General features: G+C 52.5%; 16 protein-coding genes. All 16 read right to left on the bottom strand.

Translation table 11 applies throughout. The features are described 5' to 3' along the window. Positions 1-92 precede the first annotated feature (92 nt). Entirely contained in the window at positions 93-854 is a 762-nt protein-coding gene (locus AB1483_12980; GenBank protein ID MEW6413364.1) for a tetratricopeptide repeat protein, read from the bottom strand. Further along, positions 844-2,664, bottom strand: a complete 1,821-nt coding sequence (locus AB1483_12975) for a BatD family protein (GenBank protein MEW6413363.1) — start codon at positions 2,662-2,664, stop codon at positions 844-846. The genes AB1483_12980 and AB1483_12975 overlap by 11 nt, the downstream gene beginning before the upstream one ends. Positions 2,665-2,674: 10 nt before the next feature. Then, on the bottom strand, positions 2,675-3,403 hold the full coding sequence (locus AB1483_12970) for a tetratricopeptide repeat protein (GenBank protein ID MEW6413362.1): 729 nt from the start codon (positions 3,401-3,403) through the stop codon (positions 2,675-2,677). Then, positions 3,396-4,418, bottom strand: a complete 1,023-nt coding sequence (locus AB1483_12965) for a VWA domain-containing protein (protein MEW6413361.1) — start codon at positions 4,416-4,418, stop codon at positions 3,396-3,398. The genes AB1483_12970 and AB1483_12965 overlap by 8 nt, the downstream gene beginning before the upstream one ends. An 11-nt stretch (positions 4,419-4,429) precedes the next feature. Continuing rightward, on the bottom strand, positions 4,430-5,473 hold the full coding sequence (locus tag AB1483_12960) for a VWA domain-containing protein (protein MEW6413360.1): 1,044 nt from the start codon (positions 5,471-5,473) through the stop codon (positions 4,430-4,432). Beyond that, positions 5,470-6,501 (bottom strand): hypothetical protein, encoded by a 1,032-nt coding sequence (locus tag AB1483_12955; GenBank protein ID MEW6413359.1) that lies wholly within the window; start codon positions 6,499-6,501, stop codon positions 5,470-5,472. The genes AB1483_12960 and AB1483_12955 overlap by 4 nt, the downstream gene beginning before the upstream one ends. Positions 6,502-6,508: 7 nt before the next feature. Next, entirely contained in the window at positions 6,509-7,417 is a 909-nt protein-coding gene (locus AB1483_12950) for a hypothetical protein (protein ID MEW6413358.1), read from the bottom strand. Further along, the gene (locus AB1483_12945; GenBank protein MEW6413357.1) at positions 7,417-8,292 is read right to left on the bottom strand and encodes a DUF58 domain-containing protein; all 876 of its coding nucleotides are present in this window, start codon (positions 8,290-8,292) and stop codon (positions 7,417-7,419) included. Before AB1483_12945 ends, AB1483_12950 begins: the two co-directional genes overlap by 1 nt. A 9-nt stretch (positions 8,293-8,301) precedes the next feature. Next, positions 8,302-9,291, bottom strand: a complete 990-nt coding sequence (locus AB1483_12940; GenBank protein ID MEW6413356.1) for a MoxR family ATPase — start codon at positions 9,289-9,291, stop codon at positions 8,302-8,304. Positions 9,292-9,320: 29 nt separating this feature from the next. Beyond that, a complete protein-coding gene (locus AB1483_12935) occupies positions 9,321-10,178 on the bottom strand; it encodes a BatD family protein (GenBank protein MEW6413355.1) in 858 nt (285 codons plus the stop codon). Between the two features lie 136 nt (positions 10,179-10,314). Further along, positions 10,315-11,160 carry a geranylgeranylglycerol-phosphate geranylgeranyltransferase gene (locus AB1483_12930; protein MEW6413354.1) on the bottom strand — a complete coding sequence of 282 codons (846 nt, stop codon included), beginning with the start codon at positions 11,158-11,160 and terminating at the stop codon, positions 10,315-10,317. Between the two features lie 38 nt (positions 11,161-11,198). Continuing rightward, positions 11,199-12,821 (bottom strand): BamA/TamA family outer membrane protein, encoded by a 1,623-nt coding sequence (locus tag AB1483_12925; protein MEW6413353.1) that lies wholly within the window; start codon positions 12,819-12,821, stop codon positions 11,199-11,201. Between the two features lies 1 nt (position 12,822). Continuing rightward, complete coding sequence (locus AB1483_12920) at positions 12,823-16,074, bottom strand: hypothetical protein (protein ID MEW6413352.1); 3,252 nt, start codon at positions 16,072-16,074, stop codon at positions 12,823-12,825. An 8-nt stretch (positions 16,075-16,082) separates the two neighbouring features. Beyond that, on the bottom strand, positions 16,083-17,006 hold the full coding sequence (locus tag AB1483_12915) for an NHL repeat-containing protein (GenBank protein ID MEW6413351.1): 924 nt from the start codon (positions 17,004-17,006) through the stop codon (positions 16,083-16,085). A gap of 42 nt (positions 17,007-17,048) precedes the next feature. Beyond that, positions 17,049-17,840 carry a DUF5683 domain-containing protein gene (locus AB1483_12910; GenBank protein ID MEW6413350.1) on the bottom strand — a complete coding sequence of 264 codons (792 nt, stop codon included), beginning with the start codon at positions 17,838-17,840 and terminating at the stop codon, positions 17,049-17,051. A 6-nt stretch (positions 17,841-17,846) separates the two neighbouring features. Beyond that, positions 17,847-18,779, bottom strand: a complete 933-nt coding sequence (locus tag AB1483_12905; GenBank protein ID MEW6413349.1) for a hypothetical protein — start codon at positions 18,777-18,779, stop codon at positions 17,847-17,849.

The raw sequence follows: 18,779 nt of genomic DNA, 5'->3' as shown, positions 1-18,779 counted from the left end.
TGGCAGATAAACGCTACTGTAATTGGCCTAAAAGATAGATGTTTGCCGGAAGGGTGTCAATTAAATAAAAGATGGTCCGGTGGGCTAAATCGTTACAATACAGCAACTAATTCTTTTTGGATCCATCCGCGCCGCTTGTTCTCGAACAGCACGTCATAATACCCGCCACTCTCATCGAGTATCTCGACAATCAATCCCGGAGCGCCCTCAAGTTCAATACCGGACTGCTCCGATGGACCCGTATAAACCGGGCTTTCCTCGGCGACAATTACGGCCCGGGAAGTAGCATAATCCTCACGGTACTTGAAGCTGGTCAGACCGGCCGACACCATCAGAAAAATCAGAAGCACAGCGATGGCAACCCGCACCAACAAGCTGTTAATTCCTATACCGTACCGGACTATCAAAACCAGCATTAACAAAACAAAGAACGCCGATGATAGCCAGACCAGTGTCCCAAACCCGTAATTGTCAACCAGCGAACTGAAAAATGAGTTAACGGGGTTCAACTCCACTCCCTCCATCTGGACTCTCGAATACCGCCGGGCGAACTCAAGGTTATGTCTTATATCCTCATCGCCGGGATTCAGGCGTTTCGCCTTGAGGTAATTCAATATGGCGTGTCCAAGGTCACCAGTCTTAAAATAGGCATTGCCAAGATTAAAATAGATCGCGTCCGACTCCTTACCCTGACTGAGAATACTTTCATATAAGCGGATAGCGCTCTGGTAATCCTTCTTCTCATAAAAGCCGCTGGCCATCTTGAACTCATCATCGATATCCCCGGCCCCAATCACCTGACCGGCCATACCGAATAGAATCAGGGCGCAAAGAATAAGCCTTTTACCGCTCAAAACGCACCCCCCCAAGCGCTACCATAACCGCCTCGGCCTGGCTGAGTGTGGCCTGAATATCCTGGTCTGTTATCGAAGATGGCGCGTATCTGGCAAAATCACACTTCCCCATGATTTCTACGAATTGCCCTATCAACTCTTCACCAGCGCCCCGGTCAGATAACAACTGACTGACTTTCTCACTGGTCAAACCATGTGGTGAAATATTCAGCTTGTCAGCCACGTACGATATCAGCGCCGTGTATATCTCGGCATAGAATTGTCCCACCGTGTCAGTTTGTGCCAGAGACCGTGCTTTCGCCAGACGCTTGCGGGCCGCTTTCGAGGCCGCCCGGGACCTGGCATAACCGATATCCCCGGCCATCTTTTCGCGACGAATTCGCCAGACGAGGATCCCAAGGAATGCCAGAACAGGCAAACCGTTGACCACTACGAAGACCGGCGTGGCAATCACCATCTTCCCCGTCGAACTCAAATCCCCGATATCAGTCTTGATAAAACGAATATCCCGCGCCTCGCTGCCGATAGTGTGACCGGGCGGCGCATAGGGCACCTCCGGCGATGCTACGTAACCTTCGGGCTTGGTCACCTTCAGCCTGATCGGTCTCGTAGATAGAGACTCATACTTGCCGAGCTGTGGATCGAAATAGTTGAACGATATCGGCGGTATTTCAAGATCCCCGGGTCGATTAGGAATAAAAACCTCTTCGTAAATTTTTGTGCCGCCAATTCTGTCATTGACCTTGGATATGTTCTCGCTGCTCGAAGCATGCCTCACCCGGAAATCGATTAGCTCACCAATTTCAGGCTGCGCCACCGATTTTATATTCCCCGTCCCGCTGATCTTGATCGTAACCGACACCGGCTGATTTACTTCAACCTCCGACTTGCTCGCCGTGGCGGTAATACTGAAATCACCGATCGTCCCGCTAAAATCATCGGGACGCCCGAGAGTCGGCAGCGGCTTAACATCAATGATTATCGGCTTGCTCCGCAGCACCACCTCTTCCCCGCGACCGAACACATCACCGAATACATCGAATGGATCCCTGTGGGCGCGGCTCTTCGATGGAACCGTGGTCGTTATCATCGCCCTGCCTATCGTCAACTCCCCCGTCTGAGTGGGAAACAGGGCGTACTTGCGCTCAATCACCCGATAGTTGCGCCCATTTATTCTCTGATAGTAAGGCGCCTTGTTACCGAGCACCTCGGTCCAGAAACCGGTCGTCGTAGGCTCTGTCAACTCCGGGCTGCCGTAGTATTGAACGGCGATATAGAACTTTAGCGTGAGAGTCACCTGCTGGTTGACATACGGGTTGCGATTGTCTACCACCGCCTCAAGGAAATAATCCTTCGTCGTGCCGCTGGTGTCCTGGGCCTGTTCGCTGAGCTGAGGAGAAGTAGCTACTCCCTTATCCAGAACAGTCAACTCTACCGGATTGCCTTTGTATCGTTTGTTCTGATACACCACTGCTATTCGATCTATCGGAAAAGTCCCGGCCTTCGTGGGAATCATCACGTACCGATACGTAACCGATGAACTCACCTGCCCATTAACGATTGAAATACTGCTCGAACGTCCCTGAGAATAAATCTCAAACATCGACAGTGTCGGCATCTGAGGATCCGGGAGATTCTGCACGCTACCCGAAACCTCCACCTGAAGAACCGCCTGCTCATCCAGACCGATACTATCACGGTCCAGCGCAACACTGACCGATATATCCTGAGCCGATACACCGGCGCCGGTGAAGAGTACCGTCAACACCGCGGCGGCCAATCCTATATATCTCAACAGATCCGCTCTCATCGTTCTCTTTCTACCAGTCCTTACCCTGGTAATCCCGGGCACTATCTTCCCGCTTGATCTTCTTTTGAAGGTCCTGTTCGTCATCGCGCAGAGCGTTCAATATTCGCTCCGCATCCTCGCGCGACATCTCCGTGTCCTGCTGGGAATCCTGCTTTTGCTGTTGCTCTTCAGGTTTGCTTTCCTGCTGATCCTGCTGCTGTTGATCCTGCTGCTGTTGCTGCTCATCCTGGTTTTGCTGATCTTGCTGTTGCTGCTGGTCCTGCTGCTTCTGTTGTTGCTGCTCGTCCTGTTGTTGCTGCTGCTCGGGCTTAATCTGCTCTTTCAGGCGCTTTCGCGCCAGCTCAAGATTGAACTTCGCGTCAACATCCTCAGGGTTCAGAGTGAGCGCTTCCTGGTATGCCGAAATGGCCTTTTCGTAATCTGCCATGCGAAAATAGGTATTACCCAGATTATAATGAGCCTGCTCTTCCAGCGCCGAATCGCTGGCGTTAAGGGCCCTGGTGTAACGCTCAACGGTTTCCTCGTAGTTGCCCTGCTGATACAAAGCGCCGGCGATATTGTATTCCAACTGCGGCGACTCCGGCAAATCCGTTTCCGCGCTGTGGTAATACTCAAGCGCCTGTTTGTAATCCTGCTTTCTATATGCTTCGTTGCCCTGCTTAACCAGATCGACATAATCCGCCGCGAAAACACCCGCCGGGGGCAACAGCAAAGCCAATATCAGTACCGCTCTAAGCATCAACCGAATTCCTTTTCACTTTCTTACGCTCGGAAAAGAAAAACTCCCCGACAATAAAAAACAAGGCAATTAAAAGCGGCCACTGAAAACGGTCGTCATACCGGGTCACCAGCGTACCCTCGAGTTCCTTCTTTTCCATCTTATATATCTCATCAAAGATGCGGTCAAGCTCCATCTCACCGGCCGTGGCATGGTAGTAATCGCCGCCGGTCGCCAGCGAGATCTTCCTGAGGATATCCTCATCGAGCTTTGTCACGACCACTTCGCCGTTTTCATCCTTTTTGAACCCGACCTGTTTACCATTACGGTCAATCACCGGTATAGGTTCCCCCGCGGCGCCGCCAATTCCTACGGTGTATATCTTTATACCCTCTTTGCGGGCATTTTCCGCGGCCTGTATCGCTCCCGGCTCATGATCCTCACCATCGGTCAACAGCAAAAGAACCTTGTGCTTGCGCTGCTGCTGGTCAAACATCTTCGCCGAGGTTTCTATCGCGGTTGTCAACGATGTCCCCTGAAGGGATACCGATGTCTGGTCCATTGCCCCCAGAAGAAAACGCGCCGCCGAATAATCCAGCGTCAACGGGCACTGCACAAAAGCCTGCCCGGCAAAAGCCACCAACCCGACACGATCCCCCTTGAGCCTCTCTATAATGCCGTTTATCTCCTGTTTGGCCTTGGTCAAGCGGTCTGGCTTCATATCGCGGGCGAGCATGGAGTTCGATACATCAAGGGCCACCACGATGTCGATACCCTCGCGCTTTAATACCTCCAGATGCGTACCGAACTGCAGGCGCGCCAGAGCCAGCGACACAAACACCAACCCCACCAGAAGCAATAACGCCTTTGTCCGCTGACGGGCAAATGATATGTATGGAGCGTTCTTCATTATCAGAGGAAGGTCACCAAACTGCCGAAGCAGCCTTTTCTTGCGCGCGATCGCCCAGAATACGAATACTGCGATGAGTATCACCACGCCTATCAAAAGAAAATTTATCGGCTCCGCGAATCGCATCTAAATCACCCCTATGGCAGCTTCCTGAAAAACGTATTGGCCAGAATCATCTCGAGGACCAGAAGTATCAGTCCGGCGTAGGCAAAGTAATGGAACAACTCTTTGTATTGTATATGCGCCGCAACCTTGACCTCGGTTTTTTCCATGTTATCGATAATCCCGTAAATTTCCTCCAGCTCCTCACCCGACCTGGCCCGGAAGTACTTCCCCCCCGTCCTGTCGGCAATCTCTTTCAACGTCTTTTCATCGATTTTCGTCGGCTGGTAGATATATCTCTTTCCGAATACCGGATCCTGATAAGGATACATGGCATTGCCCGGCTTACCCGCTCCAATCGTATATATCTTTATACCCATGGCCTCGGCCAGATTGGCCGCCGTAAGCGGATCAATCTCCCCGGCGTTGTTGTCACCATCGGTAAGCAGAACGATAATCTTCGACTTCGACTCCGATTCCCTCAAACGGTTCACCGCGTTCGCGATTGCCATGCCTATCGCCGTACCGTCCTCAACCAAACCGAAATCAACCTGATCGACGAAATTCAACAGCACCCCGTAATCAGTCGTTAACGGACACTGCGTAAACGAATAACGAGCAAACACAACCAGACCAATACGGTCATTCACGCGACGGTTGATGAATTTCTTCATCTCCTCTTTGGCCACATACAATCGATTATTGGGCTTGAAATCCTCGGCCTGCATCGATGAAGACACGTCGAGCGCCATCATGATATCCACGCCCTCCGAAGTTATCTCCTGGTACTCCGTTCCCGATCGCGGACGAGCGAAGGCGATCACGAACAAAATCACCGCCAGAACACGAAAAACACTCAAAAGAAACCGGTACCGTTGACGACTCGACCGTGCCGCCCTCTTTACAATCCTCACGTCCGAATACTTTATCGTCGCCGACTTGAACCGCTTCCGTCTGAAATGGTGGTAAACCATGGCCGCGACTACTAAACCGCCGATGATAAATATGGCGATAGCCGGGATGGTCGTGTCTATCACATCAAAGACACTGAGGCTCAGACCGGCAAACTCCAGAATCATGACGTCACCTCTGTTGCCTGACGCGCCTTCCCGTTGATACTTACCTGAGCGGTGAGTCTGCGCTCATATTCCACCCGGACTGTCTCAATCGCCTGATGCACCTCTTCGAAATCCTTTTCCGTCCGCTGCAGCTCCGGTACATACTTGGCGAACTTCACCAGGTCGGCATGAGCAAAAAACTTCTCCGTGCGCTCGAAATGTCCAGACGGCAACTCCAGACCCCGAAACGCCGTCAAAAACTCACCCGTGGTCATATCCATTACATTGATGCCATACATCTTCTCATAATAAGATCTGATTATTTCCGTCAATTCGATATAGAACTGCTTGAACCGTCCCTCGGCGGAGAGGTTCTTTTGCTTTAACATCGCCAGCTTCTCAAAGGCTATCTCCCACGCAGGACGAAGATCCACCGACTCGGCCGCTACTTTCTTCTTTCGCAGCTTAAGCCAAATCAATAGACCTGCTACCAACAAAACCAGCAGTCCCAACCCGCCATAGATATAGTATTTGATCAGGTCACGCTTAAACTCATACTGTGCTTTGAGGGGTTTTATATCAGTCGAATCGTTCGCGTCGCCCAGGAGCGACAAAACCTTTATCGGCACCACATCCGACAACAGCACCTTCCTGCTACCATCCGGCAGATTGAACACCGCCGGAATCGGCGGAATCACATAGTCACCGGTCGTGAACGTGCTCAGGACAAATATATTCTCGCTCTGAAACCGGCCGTCATCGAGACGCGTCAGAATATCCGACTGATAATCCTTAACATCAAACGCTCCCAGATTCGCCCCGAGCGGCGGCGGCACAAGCTCCAGCGTCGAATCATACTGAATGGTCACCTTGTAGGTAATCAAATCCCCAATATAGACCTCTGCCCTATCCACCGATGTCGTTATCGATACGCCGGCCATCGAACCAACGGTATCCGCCGGCTGCTGATCTGCCTGCTGCGCCGACACCATCGCGGACAACACCAGCACTATCAGAGTTGGGAGCATATATGTGAATCGTCTTGCCATAATCGCTCTATTTTATGTTTTCCTCGATAAACTGCACCTTCTCTGCTTCGGCCAGTTTCGCAACATAATCCGAGAACGCCTGTTGCGTCTTTTGTCCCTGATAATCGAGGAAGACCTGCGCCTTTACCGAATCATACGGCGAGCCCCGGTATCGGCCATCCTTATTCGCCTGATAGAAATTGCGCACATCCATACTGTCAATCTTCACCGATGGCATCACTTTGTCGATTACATACTTATTGATCAGAAGGTCCCGGTGATACTGCTGAATTTGCTCTGCTATCTCCGGGTCATCATCAAAACCTTCTCTTATGGCCGCGCGGTACATCAACTCCATCCCCACAAACTGCCTTACGAACTCCGCCTTCTTTTCAGGCGCCATAAGATCACGCTGCACGTTAGGCGGAAGACTCTGCATCTCTTTTTCCACGGCCGACAACCACACGGGCTCATCGCCGATTTTAGCGACGACGACATCCTGGTCATCCTTCGGGGAATAATCTATATCCACCGCCGCCTTTAATTCCCGGCTGGCGTCAACCATGCGACCCATGCGCTCGAGCGAAGTCACGAGGTTCTTTGTTGCTTCCCCGGCAAAAGACCCCTCCGGATCCAGCGAGCGGGCACGGATGTAATATGCCGCCGCGTCCTCATAATCGGACAAATTCTCAAAGTATATCTTGCCGATTAAATAATTGATGTTCGCTTGCGTCTTGACATCAAGCGAGGGATAATCAAGTATCTTACCGTACTCCTCGATAGCCGCGCTGTAGAGTTTGGCGTCACGAAGCTCACCCGCGAGCCTTTTGCGCTGCTCGATCGAATCCGCATAGTCAGCTTTTGATCCGCACGACAAGAAGTTGGCCGACCCTATCAGCCCGAGAAAGCCCATCGCGAAAATCCATGACCTGCTCATCACAAACGCCTCTCCCTCATCTTGAAGAAATTAATCAGCGGCACGATGTATGACTCATCCGTCCTGATATTGACAAAATCCACATTGATAAGCTGAAACGCCTTTTTAAGCGCCAGGTTATCTTCCTCCGCCCTGGCCGAAAACTCCTTGCGAAATTCCTTCGAACTCGTATCGACCATTATCACCTCACCCGTCTCGGCATCCTCCAACTCGATCAATCCAAGACTGTCGAACCTCGTCTCCCTGGGATCCGATATCTTCACCGCCACCAGATCATGCTTGTTATTCGCGATCTGAAGCGGCTTGATATACTGCTCCGAAAGAAAATCCGACACCAAAAACACCACCGACTTGCGCTTGATTACTTTATTGAAATACTCAAGCGCACCGCCGATATCTGTCCCTACTCCCTGCGGCTTGAAATAAAGTATCTCACGAATCAACCTGAGCACGTGTCCGCGCCCCTTCTGCGGCGGGATGAATTTCTCGATCTTATCCGTGAAAATAATCAAGCCGACCTTATCATTGTTCTTGATTGCCGAAAAAGCCAGAAGAGCGCACAACTCCGCGGCCGTCTCGCTCTTGAAACGGTCGCGCGTACCGAACTTGCCCGATGACGACGCGTCCACCAGCATCACCACCGACAGCTCACGCTCCTCCTTGAATTTCTTGATATACGGATACCCGGTGCGAGCCGTGACGTTCCAGTCAATCAACCGGATATCGTCACCCGGCTCATACTGGCGCACCTCCTCGAACTCCATCCCATGCCCCTTGAACGTGGAATGGTACTCTCCCGAGAAAAGGTCATTGACCAGCTTCTTGGTCCGGATCTCTATCCGTCGAATCTTTTTCAGTATCTCTTTCGGTATCATAGCCGACTATTACGGAACCTCTACGGCGTCGAATATCTTCGTTACAATGTCGTCACTGGTGATCTCTTCCGCCTCTGCCTCATAGGTAATCAGAATGCGGTGACGCATTACATCATGGCCTATCGCCTTCACATCCTCCGGCGTGATATACCCGCGTCCTTTCAAGAAAGCGTGCGCCTTCGCCGCCAGATTGAGATATATCGTGGCTCTCGGCGACGCACCATAAGCGATCAAATCCTTGAGTTCGGCCAAGCCGTATTTCTCCGGCTCACGCGACGCGAAGACGATATTGACGATATAGTCCTTAACCTTATCATCAACGTATATCGAACGCACCACCTCGCGCGCTTTGATAATATCCTTAGGACTCACCACCTTCGAAACCGCAATCTTCTCCGTAGCCGTGTTGCGATCCATGATTATCCGCTCTTCGGCAGGCGATGGATACGTGATCTTGAGCATCAACATGAACCTGTCAATCTGCGCCTCCGGCAGTGGATACGTGCCCTCCTGCTCAATCGGATTCTGAGTCGCCAGGACAAGGAAAGGCTCGTCCAGCTTATAGGTGTTCTCCCCGATTGTCACCTGCCTCTCCTGCATGGCCTCCAAAAGAGCCGACTGCACTTTGGCGGGAGCGCGGTTGATCTCATCGGCGAGAATAATATTGGCGAACACCGGCCCCTTCTTGACCGAGAACGCCGCCGTCTGGGGATTGTATATCATCGTACCGATCAGGTCCGCCGGGAGAAGATCCGGGGTAAATTGAATACGCTGAAACTTCGCCTCCAAAGCGGCGCTGAGAGTGTTCACCGAAAGCGTCTTGGCCAGCCCCGGCACACCTTCTATTAATATGTGGCCGTCCGCCAGGATACCGACCAGCAGACGTTCCACCAGATAATTCTGGCCCACAATAACACTGCTGATCTGGCCCATCAATTTCTCGACGAATGCCGATTCTTTCTCAACCTTCGCCTGAATTTGCTGAATGTCAGTGTCCATTAACTCACTGTCCTCCGTTTATAATCACATTACAACTTTTCAAAAAAATCTCTTATCTCCGACTCCAGCCGGATAGTCTCTCCGGGCCCCGATGAAATCGGGCTGTACTTATCTTTCCCAGCTCTGACCAGCCAGCCGCCTATCTTGCGCGCTTTAAAATCATCCAGACCGGCCGTCTTTAACTCTTCTATCAAGCTATCTTCAGAAAGATTCACCGGATCAAAATTATACTGACCTCGCAGAAACTGCACCAGACTCCGGTGAAGCTCCGTCTGAAATACCTTCATATCCGACCCGGCCGCGTTCTTTACTGATTTCAATTTGTCCAAAAACTCCTCGCGGGCCGTCTTAACCGGCTCCTCGACTGCACGGGACCTCCTGCGAGCGAAAAATATCGCCGCGAAAAATGCTCCCACGGCCACTACAACTATAATCAGCCAAATCCACCACGCCGGCCTGCCCGGCGGTTCAACGACTCTCGGCGATGATATATTCACTGTCACGACCTCTGTCACTAACTGCCCCGGCAGACTGTCCGGCCAACTGATATAACCGATGTCGACCGGTTCGATCCGGCCGACTCCGGCCGAGGTCGGCTCGAGAATAAAATCGAACTTCCGCGTCGTAATTTCTTTGCCATCGGTAATCGATGATCCCACCGATGAACTGTAGCTACGAATTTTGAGGTTATCGAACGAAGGATCAAGCGGCTTGGTAAACAAATACGCGGTCTGCGAGCCTTCCCACTTCAGGACTATTTCAAATCTGACCGAATCATCGAACCCCATGCTGGACTTATCCAGCGATTGCGACACGCTGATACTCTGAGCCCACAGCGGCGTCGCCAACAATAAGAGAAAAATCAATCCCGATAAGAGCTTTGTCATGGTCAAAATTACGTTATCTAACTACAGACTCAAATTCCTGGTCCCTCTCGGGCCGCCGTTTAACGCTCTGCTATATAACAGCTTATGGCATACAACAGCAATTATACCGCGAAAAATACGAATTGTTTCAAAAAAATCAAGCCAGCACTAAGGCCAACACTCCCAAAGCCATACCAACCTTTATCAGCGCCGCGCCGATAGCCAGCATACGACGGTTGGGATCCCCCCACAAAAATATGAGAAAACCCAGAATCGGAAGGTCAACGATATACACCGTGATGATTTTATACCATTTGCCAAACCAGCCGGAAAGAATCGGCGCCAGCGTCAAAAGTACCAGGGCAAAAAACAGCGAAAGAGCCACCATAATGGCTTTCTGCTCGCCAATCACCTGAGGTAGCGTCTTCACACCAAGCGCCCGATCGCCCTCAACATCATGCACGTCCTTTATAATCTCCCGCACCAGATTCATAAAAAACGCGAAAACGGCCGCTATAAGAGGTCCGGGAAGGTACAACGCCATACGGTAGTCGACGGCGAACCCACCGGTGAGAAAAGTCAGTCCTGCTAAAAGGGAAATAACCACATTCCCCGCCAGCGGTATCTTCTTCAGTCTGTAATTATAAAGGTAAAGCAAACATATCACTATTACCGCCAACCCTGTCAGGGGAAGACTGACAGTTAGCGCCAGTCCGATTGCCACGACATTGAAACAGATCGAAAGAATCAGAGCATAGCGGGTCGACACCGTTCCCTTGACAAGCACGCGCCCCGGATGACTCACCCGGTCGATTTCGATATCGAGCAGATCGTTTATGATATTCCCCGCCGCGCAGATCAGAAAAGCGGCCAGGCCGGCGGCCGCCGGCGCGTAGTAAACCGGGCGAAGCCATGTCATATACGCGCCGACCCATACACCTGCCATGGCGATCAGGCAGTTTACCGCGCGAATGAGCTTGAGCGTCTCTAATAGTTTGAACACACCATGACGATATGCCGAACGAGCCGCAAGGTCAACTTTTATATCTCGGAAGAGAATTCCAGCGATAGCCGCGGTTGGTCAAAACTTGCCTCCGGGTTCCACCCCAGCGAAATCCTAACCGAACGCGAACCGTCAATTACCGCCCCGCCGACCCCGTAACTCGATCGATAAAACTCATCCGCCCTAGTACCCCCATCACCTGCGGCGACACGGTTGTTGATATAAGCCCCCTCGTAGAAAACAAACAGATATCCCGAATCGAACCGCAGCCGCGGCTCCAGAGTCGCGTATGCCGATCTAATCGCGGCAAACTGCTCGTTGCGATAACCGCGAATCGTTCCCGGCCCTCCGATATAATACAACTCCGCCGGCGGCGGCAAAGACTCATTCGTCTCCAACCCGACATATCCAAAAGCCGCATGTCCCACCAGATATCCGCCGATCTTTTGATAAGCATCTATACCAATCCGATTGCGGGTCTCATTAAAGCTGGTCCTCTGACCGACTTCGAGAAGACTATCCTCCGAGTATCTTCGGTAGGAATATATCACTGTCCAGCTTACGCCAAGCCCGGAACCTGGGTTGAGCTTGTTATCGATATTGTCCCGCTCTATCGTGAAACCGCCGGAAAAACTCGAGTACGATGGCGTATTATCCGACGGTTCCACGCTCCTCCATCCCAGAGACAACCCGGCTGAGAAATCCGAACTGAGCCTTGCCGTATATCCGCCGCTCAAAGCGAACTCATAAAACCTGTCACGATAGTCGCGCGTCGCGACTCTTAAGTCAAACTCGCCAACCCCCACAACAAAAAGCGGCTGATTGTAACCGATATCGAGTATCTGACGATCCTCTTCTCTGCGCTCGGATTTGATATCAATCCGACGACCACCGCCAAAGAGATTCTCAAAACGGAGATTCAAATCCCACACGAAACTGGTAGCATTGTTCGGCACGTACCCCGCGCCGCCGCTGAAAAGCGCCTGACGCTTCTCGGCAAAAACGAACTCAATATCGGCCCCCGTATAGCCCGGCTTGGGTCGTATGTTCAAAGGTGGCCTGAAATCCAAAAACGGTATCGAGCCTGCCGCCCTCTCCAGATCGCCAAGCTTCTCGTCCGTAAGCGGCGCACTGTCCAGCGGAGGAATATACCTCTCCACCATCTCCGGCCTCGTCCTCACCAAACCCGTATATATCACACCATCGAGCGCAAGCACCGGTCCCGGATTAAGCCTCGCCTCAATCGTTACCTTTTCACCGCGCCGATCAACCCGCGATACAATCGCCGAAGCATAAAAATACCCCTCACGACGATAGCTATGCAGTTTCCGCTCGATGAGCCTTTCGACTTCCTCCCTCGCGAAGACGACATCGACATCCACCGTGTCAACAACGTCATCGAGCCAAATGATGCTCTCAATCCTGTTCTGCCTGCCGGCATCAATAACAAATCGTCCCTGCTCAACCGAAACCGCGGCATCCAGATACCCTTCGTTAACAAGAAGTGCTCTGAGAGAGTCGATGCCGACCTCGCCCTGCTCGGCCAGCCGCTCGACAGCTTTTCGGTTCGATGGTGGCTCGCCGGTGAAATTAACCTCGGCCCTGATGGAAATCGGGCAGCACAGAAGCACTGTCAAGCATGAAAGATACCACCGTCTCATCTTAAAACCCCGCCACGAATTCGCCGCGCCCGGTGACGCGGGCTGTTCTGTCGTCCGAGTGTCTGCCCGATAGAGAGAAATTGACCCTCATTCCCCCCTTGATACCATACCGAAGCGATACCGACCAGATCGCTCCGTCCTTTCCCGGACGGTTATCTGTCAGCAGAAACGATGGCTCGCCGCTCAAATTATCGAGCGTCTGATGATAGACCTCCACCGAGGAACGAAGTTCCCCCCGCTGGACTACCTGAATTCGCGACGATGCCGAGGCGGAATATATCTTCGACCGCTCTCCCGACTCAGCATCGGCACGGCGATAACTCACCGCCCCCGATAGCTCGTTGGATTCGACCTGTTGACGAAGTCCTGCCGATAGCCGGTATCCCTCTATCACCCCTCCGCCGCTGTAATAGCTGTCACGATCATTTCTGAACATTTCGACGGCTTGTTCAAAATAGCTCTTCCCGGTTGTCTGCTTGAGCGTGACTGCTCCCTTGAAGTCGTTACGCTCGCGCGCCGCCCCCGCGATGTCGCGAATCTCGCGATCCTCGTTATAGCTGAAATTAACCGCGTGGCCCGATTTGATGGGAATTATCCGAAAGTCCGCATCCCACCTGCGAATATAAAACAAATACGGCTGTGTGCGGTCCGACCAGAAAGGAACCACCCACCACGCATTGCGCGAGCCATCCGCAAGCAGCTCCTCTTCGATACCTGAGTTCAATCGCAGTAATGCCGCCGACCAGACCTTATTGAAGTGAAATGATTTCTCGCCGCGCCTCACCCGGGCCTGTTGTGACAACGTCTCTTCAACGCGGATATAGTTTCCATCCGGGTCGGGAACATACTCGCCGTTCTCGAGAACATAGTCACCCTCACCCGCCTGTACCTCGAGATAGGTAATACCACGAGAGTTGCGAGTCTCTTCGGAAATGGCGTACGACGCCCCGAAGCCGAGTTGACGGCGGGAACTGCTATAATTGAAGCTTACTCTGCTTAGAAGACTGTTCTCGTCTGATAGCGGCCGACTCAGCCACTGATAGGTGACCATGGCGCCATAGCTTAGATCGCCCAGCCGCCTGTTCGATGACCCCGATAGACGATTGCGCTCAAGCTGCCTCTGCCAAGATTCGGAAAGACTGTCTTCAACGAAATACTCATGTGTCAACCGCTCGTGCTGCCCCGATACGGTCGTGCGAACAGCCGAATAGCGCGTCCCTCGCATCTCGCCCGAATAACTGTTCCTTCGCCTGTCATTCTCAAAGTCGGCGCTCAAATTCCACGAACGCGCCAGCCGTGCGGCCAACCCGATATTGTATACATCCCCTTCTCCGCTCGCCGGCGATACGCCCTCAAGGTCACTGCGCACCGTTTTCCAACCGGCGCTGACGTGCTCTCTATCGGACAGCTCATAACCCAGTGACACTCCGCCCCGCCTGGATGTCAGACTGTCCTCATAGTCCAACCGCGAGTAAAACGGCGAAACAACCAGCTTCTTCGAGGGCCGCAGAGTACTCCTGGCGTCATGCCACACTTCATCGGTTACCCCTACGAACCCCTCCGGCAACATGTACTCTCGTCTGAAATCCGCGGCGTACAAACGTTCCCTTGTACTGAAATTCGCCTCTTTCCGACTCGTCGTGAGACTGACATCACTCACGGCATTGTTGATGCGCCAATCCCTTCGTGCCTCGACCAAATAATACAATCCCTCGTTGTCCCCATCATTACGATCCGACAAAAGATTCCTGTCAAGCTTCGACTGCTGAATCTTCGCCATGAAACTGGAGAACAAGATATCCCGCAATTCAATCTTCGACTGGTAATAATCCGTTCGTTGCGGCGCCGGAATTTTCACCAGCGGCCGGTACTCCCCGTTGCCCTCACCCACGAAGCGATATTGCGAACCGCCCAGAAAAACATAATCCCCTTGCCCCTGCCCGAAATAACTGAACCCGACCGAATAATCCCCCTCGCCATCCCCGACATACTGATAAACGGTATCGGGCAGGCTGTCGGGCACAATGACATAATCACCCAGACTGTCCGCTATCACTCCCGAACGAACAGCGTCACCCAGGTTGTCTCCCATCATCTCCAGAATACTCAGATCACTCTGCGACAACTCTCCGATCAGCGGTTCATTTTTGTCGTCCCCCTCTCGCAACCAACCCACACTGACATTTACCGATGAATCCGCCGCAGACACCCCGCCGCCGGTAGAATATAACTCCCCCTTGAAATCCGACAGCAGCGGCTCATAGTCGCACTCTATGCGAGAGCGTTCGTCAATCGGATGATTCACATTGAACGTTATCCGACCGGTGGGATAATCCACGATGTAATCTTTGTTGGCGCCCCTCTCCAGAAGCTCTCCATCAAGCCACACCGTCTCGGAACCCGGCACGATGGGCAACCCGGCCGTGCCGGAGCTGATTTGATATGGTCCCTGGGTTCCGTCACGGCCGAAAAAGCTGACTGTCTCAAAGCGTCCCTTGGGTCTGGCCGCCGCCGCGTTGAAATGTCCGGCCCGCCCGCGAAGGTCAAATGACGCCCCCGACACTTGTTTGGACGGTGCCCCGAAATAGGCATCACCAACCACAATATCCCCAACTTGCGCCACAAATAGATCTGAGGAGAGTTTCAGGTTGAGTTTGTCCAGTTCACTCAACCGGCTGTTGGCCGTGCCATAGGAAGGGTCGTATCCGCGATCGGAGATATTGCCGCTCAACTCCAGCCCCGGACTCAGTCTTCCTGAAATCTTCATATCAAGCGATTGACTGAAATCCGATGCTCCCTCCGATCGCGTCGTAAATCGGAATGTCTTCGCCCCGCTGATACTGATATCACTCTGCCCGCTACGACTGCCTTCATTGACTATATTAGACGGTATGGCGGCCGGTGTTGAACTCGACGATGTAGCTTCCGGTAAAGTTGTGCCATACGAAGCTCGCAGCCACGATGGAACGGCGGTGTACACGATTCGAAGCGTGTCCTGCGTCCCGTGTTCTAAACCCGACAGATCGAAGGCGCCGCGACGCGAGTCGAATCGGTAATCTACCTCTCTGACGAGCAATTCAGCGTTCAGATAGAGCGAATCGGACTGATCGAATATGAGCACGCTGCCAATGAAATAGCGCGACGGGATCTTTTCCCCTACCAGCGTAATATTGGTCCTGGCGGTGATTGATGATATAAGAAAAATCGAGATGATACCAGCCAGCAGCGCTGACCTGACAGGCGCGCCTCGCATAGGCTATCCTACTTGTCTTCGTATACGATTCGACAAAGGACCAGACGGTTATTCCCGGTATCCGAAATCAGGAGCATCCCCGACGAAAGAATAATCAGATCCGAAGGATTCTTAAGCGACGATTCCCCCCCCGGCAAAGCCGGTCCCACCTCGAAAACCAGGTAACCCTCCCGGTCAAAACACAGCACCTTACTGTTGCGCCTGTCCAGCACCCATAAAAGCGTCTTGTCGGCTGTCGCCGCTATCGGGTAGCTGTCGCCATCAAGACCTGTCTCATAGGCGAAATTGCCGTAGCTGTCATAAACTGCTACCCGCGCGTTCCCGGCGTCACAGACGATAAAATTACCCCGCTCGTCTCTGGCAATCTTTTCGGGACTGGAAAGCTGCCCTCCGGAATAACCATAGTCGCCGAGAAATCGATCGAACTTGCCGACGTTGTTGAAGATTGCTATCTGATTGTTGTCGCGATCAGCCACCCACACCTCGCCGTAGTCGGTGAAGGCGATCCCCGATGGATACCCGAATTTCAACGGATCATCCTCATCGTAAAACGACAAAGCATCCACGAAAGCAAGCTGCGAATTGTAACGGGAGACCCTGCGATTACCCTCATCGGACACCATCAGATTCAGACTATTATCCACCGCCACAAAGGTCGGACGGTTTAGAAGTCCCGTCTGCGCCCCGTACCCGCCGATCTCACGGTCTGCGGTCAGGTCGGCCTTGAGTCTCAACAAACGGTCATTTCCTGAATCATTGAGATATATATTCCCCCGTGCGTCCCTGGCCAAACCGAAAGGACGTCGTAAGTCGCTGTTGAGGATTGGGCCCGTGATTTCTCTTTCGACCAGCAGCGCCACCGGTAGCGGATCCGACCCATCCTGCTGCAGAACACCCTTATCCGGCTTCGTACACGAAACCAGAGCAGGCAAAACTACCAAAATCCATATGATATGTCTGACAATACTCATCGATTAAAACGGAGTGTAAACCGTCAGGCTCACCATCTGCCGACTGTTTAACGGATCGAAACTGAAACGATAGCGCGGTTGCTGTTCGTTGCCGAAAGAATCATCAAGACTCCTGCGCGCCCTGCGGGCGTCCCGAACTGCGTCTATGATTGATACAACCCGGCTCACGATCGCCACTCCGATCATGAATTCGGACTTCCGGAAAGCGTCGCGGCTCTGGTTCTTAAGGTCCCGGTAAGTCTCCTGGTCGGCTTCGCTCAACCACAGCCAGTGATTCTCGGGTGTGTCCTCCAGATATGGCCGATCCGGGTCCGATACCCGCCCGAGTGTATTGAACTGATAAATATCTTCGTAAAACCCTACCCAGTCCCTGAATTCATCATCCTTGTCTTCCAGCGATGCGTTCGCCTTTTCCGAGGCGAAACGAACATAATCGTCTTCTTTCCACGCGCCATAGGTGCGAAACGCGAAAAAACCTATCCAGGTGGCCGCCTCGGCCGCGAAGAAATACTTGGCCTTCCCCTTATTCCCCACATAGTACTCACCCAGCCCCGGCAACAACGCCGATAAAGCCGCCGCCTTCAGAACCGACGGTTTCTTCACCCCGTCTTCAAAAGAATCCGTATGCGCCCGTCCCTCCCGGTCAAGATCGCCAAACTCATCATCGTCGGACTGCGCGAGTATCGAAAGGTTGGTCTTAAACTGGTCCTGCACCGGCGTCGGTGCAAACTCTACGGCCACCACCCGCCCGCACAGAAGCGTGGCTATTATTATGGAGAGTAACAAACTTCGCATACTGTTTTAAAACCTGTACGTTAACGTCAAATAAGGTGTGTCTTTCAAGCTGTTCAGCGATTTTAACGACGGCTTCACGTCAAGTCGACCAAACGTCTCATCATCCTCTTTAATAGCGGCATTGCGCGATTTCGTGGCAAACAACGCTTCGAAAGCGCTTACCAGACGATTAGCCAGAGCCATGTAAACCATGCGCGTCGCCCTGTCATAAGCTGAATTGGCGTCGTTGCGACGTGTCTCATAAAAAACTCTATTGGCCGAGTACGGTACGGTTTCGCCGGTTATTATTTCCTGAAGCGTCCCGTTCGCGATAAGAGTCTCCAGATTACTGCCTCCAAAAACAGCGTCATCCCATCCCCAGGCGAACTGGTCATATTTGCCCGTCATCTCGTAGTATTGCTGCGTGTAGGTATCGGGCAGATGATGTGTCACGGCCGAGACTCCCGCCGGTATACTGTCATCATCTCGAACGCCATATATCTCATACAGGTAATCCCCATAGCTCTCAGATGACCAGTGAAGCCGGTTGAACGCCTCGAACTCGGCGGTTATGTCATCCCCCTCACTGTTCCACTTGAAATACAACACCCACGAAGTAACCTCAACCCCCAGAAAAACCAGCGGCTTAATCTTGCTGCCATAATAGTACTGTCCCAACCCCGGAACGGCCAGCGAAAGGATAAAAGCCTTCGCCGGCGATTTGTATCCCGATCCGGACTTAGACCCCGACGGATCCTCAGCCGCGAAATCATCCGATAATTCAAACACCGGCGACTCATGTATATCCGCGTTGACAAGATTATACCGCACCTTCAACAGGTCATTCGACAGAGCGCTTCCCGTCGAACGGTCAACCGCGCAAAAACCCGATACGACACTCATCGCGATACAGGCAAACACAAACACTATAATCAAAGAAACCGACTTTATCCTCACCAT

The sequence above is a fragment of the Candidatus Zixiibacteriota bacterium genome (genome assembly GCA_040756055.1).
Classification (GTDB): Bacteria; Zixibacteria; MSB-5A5; order GN15; family FEB-12.
Note: the sequence above shows the minus strand (reverse complement) of the source record. Positions and strands in the feature narration are given on the sequence as shown.

What these genes read in the sequence shown, in the direction of transcription:
- AB1483_12975 (MEW6413363.1), bottom strand. Translation starts at nt 2,664, where the DNA reads ATGAGAGCGGATCTGTTGAGATATATAGGATTGGCCGCCGCGGTGTTG.
- AB1483_12970 (MEW6413362.1), bottom strand. Translation starts at nt 3,403, where the DNA reads ATGCTTAGAGCGGTACTGATATTGGCTTTGCTGTTGCCCCCGGCGGGT.
- AB1483_12965 (MEW6413361.1), bottom strand. Translation starts at nt 4,418, where the DNA reads ATGCGATTCGCGGAGCCGATAAATTTTCTTTTGATAGGCGTGGTGATA.
- AB1483_12960 (MEW6413360.1), bottom strand. Translation starts at nt 5,473, where the DNA reads ATGATTCTGGAGTTTGCCGGTCTGAGCCTCAGTGTCTTTGATGTGATA.
- AB1483_12955 (MEW6413359.1), bottom strand. Translation starts at nt 6,501, where the DNA reads ATGGCAAGACGATTCACATATATGCTCCCAACTCTGATAGTGCTGGTG.
- AB1483_12950 (MEW6413358.1), bottom strand. Translation starts at nt 7,417, where the DNA reads ATGAGCAGGTCATGGATTTTCGCGATGGGCTTTCTCGGGCTGATAGGG.
- AB1483_12945 (MEW6413357.1), bottom strand. Translation starts at nt 8,292, where the DNA reads ATGATACCGAAAGAGATACTGAAAAAGATTCGACGGATAGAGATCCGG.
- AB1483_12940 (MEW6413356.1), bottom strand. Translation starts at nt 9,291, where the DNA reads ATGGACACTGACATTCAGCAAATTCAGGCGAAGGTTGAGAAAGAATCG.
- AB1483_12935 (MEW6413355.1), bottom strand. Translation starts at nt 10,178, where the DNA reads ATGACAAAGCTCTTATCGGGATTGATTTTTCTCTTATTGTTGGCGACG.
- AB1483_12925 (MEW6413353.1), bottom strand. Translation starts at nt 12,821, where the DNA reads ATGAGACGGTGGTATCTTTCATGCTTGACAGTGCTTCTGTGCTGCCCG.
- AB1483_12920 (MEW6413352.1), bottom strand. Translation starts at nt 16,074, where the DNA reads ATGCGAGGCGCGCCTGTCAGGTCAGCGCTGCTGGCTGGTATCATCTCG.
- AB1483_12910 (MEW6413350.1), bottom strand. Translation starts at nt 17,840, where the DNA reads ATGCGAAGTTTGTTACTCTCCATAATAATAGCCACGCTTCTGTGCGGG.
- AB1483_12905 (MEW6413349.1), bottom strand. Translation starts at nt 18,779, where the DNA reads ATGGTGAGGATAAAGTCGGTTTCTTTGATTATAGTGTTTGTGTTTGCC.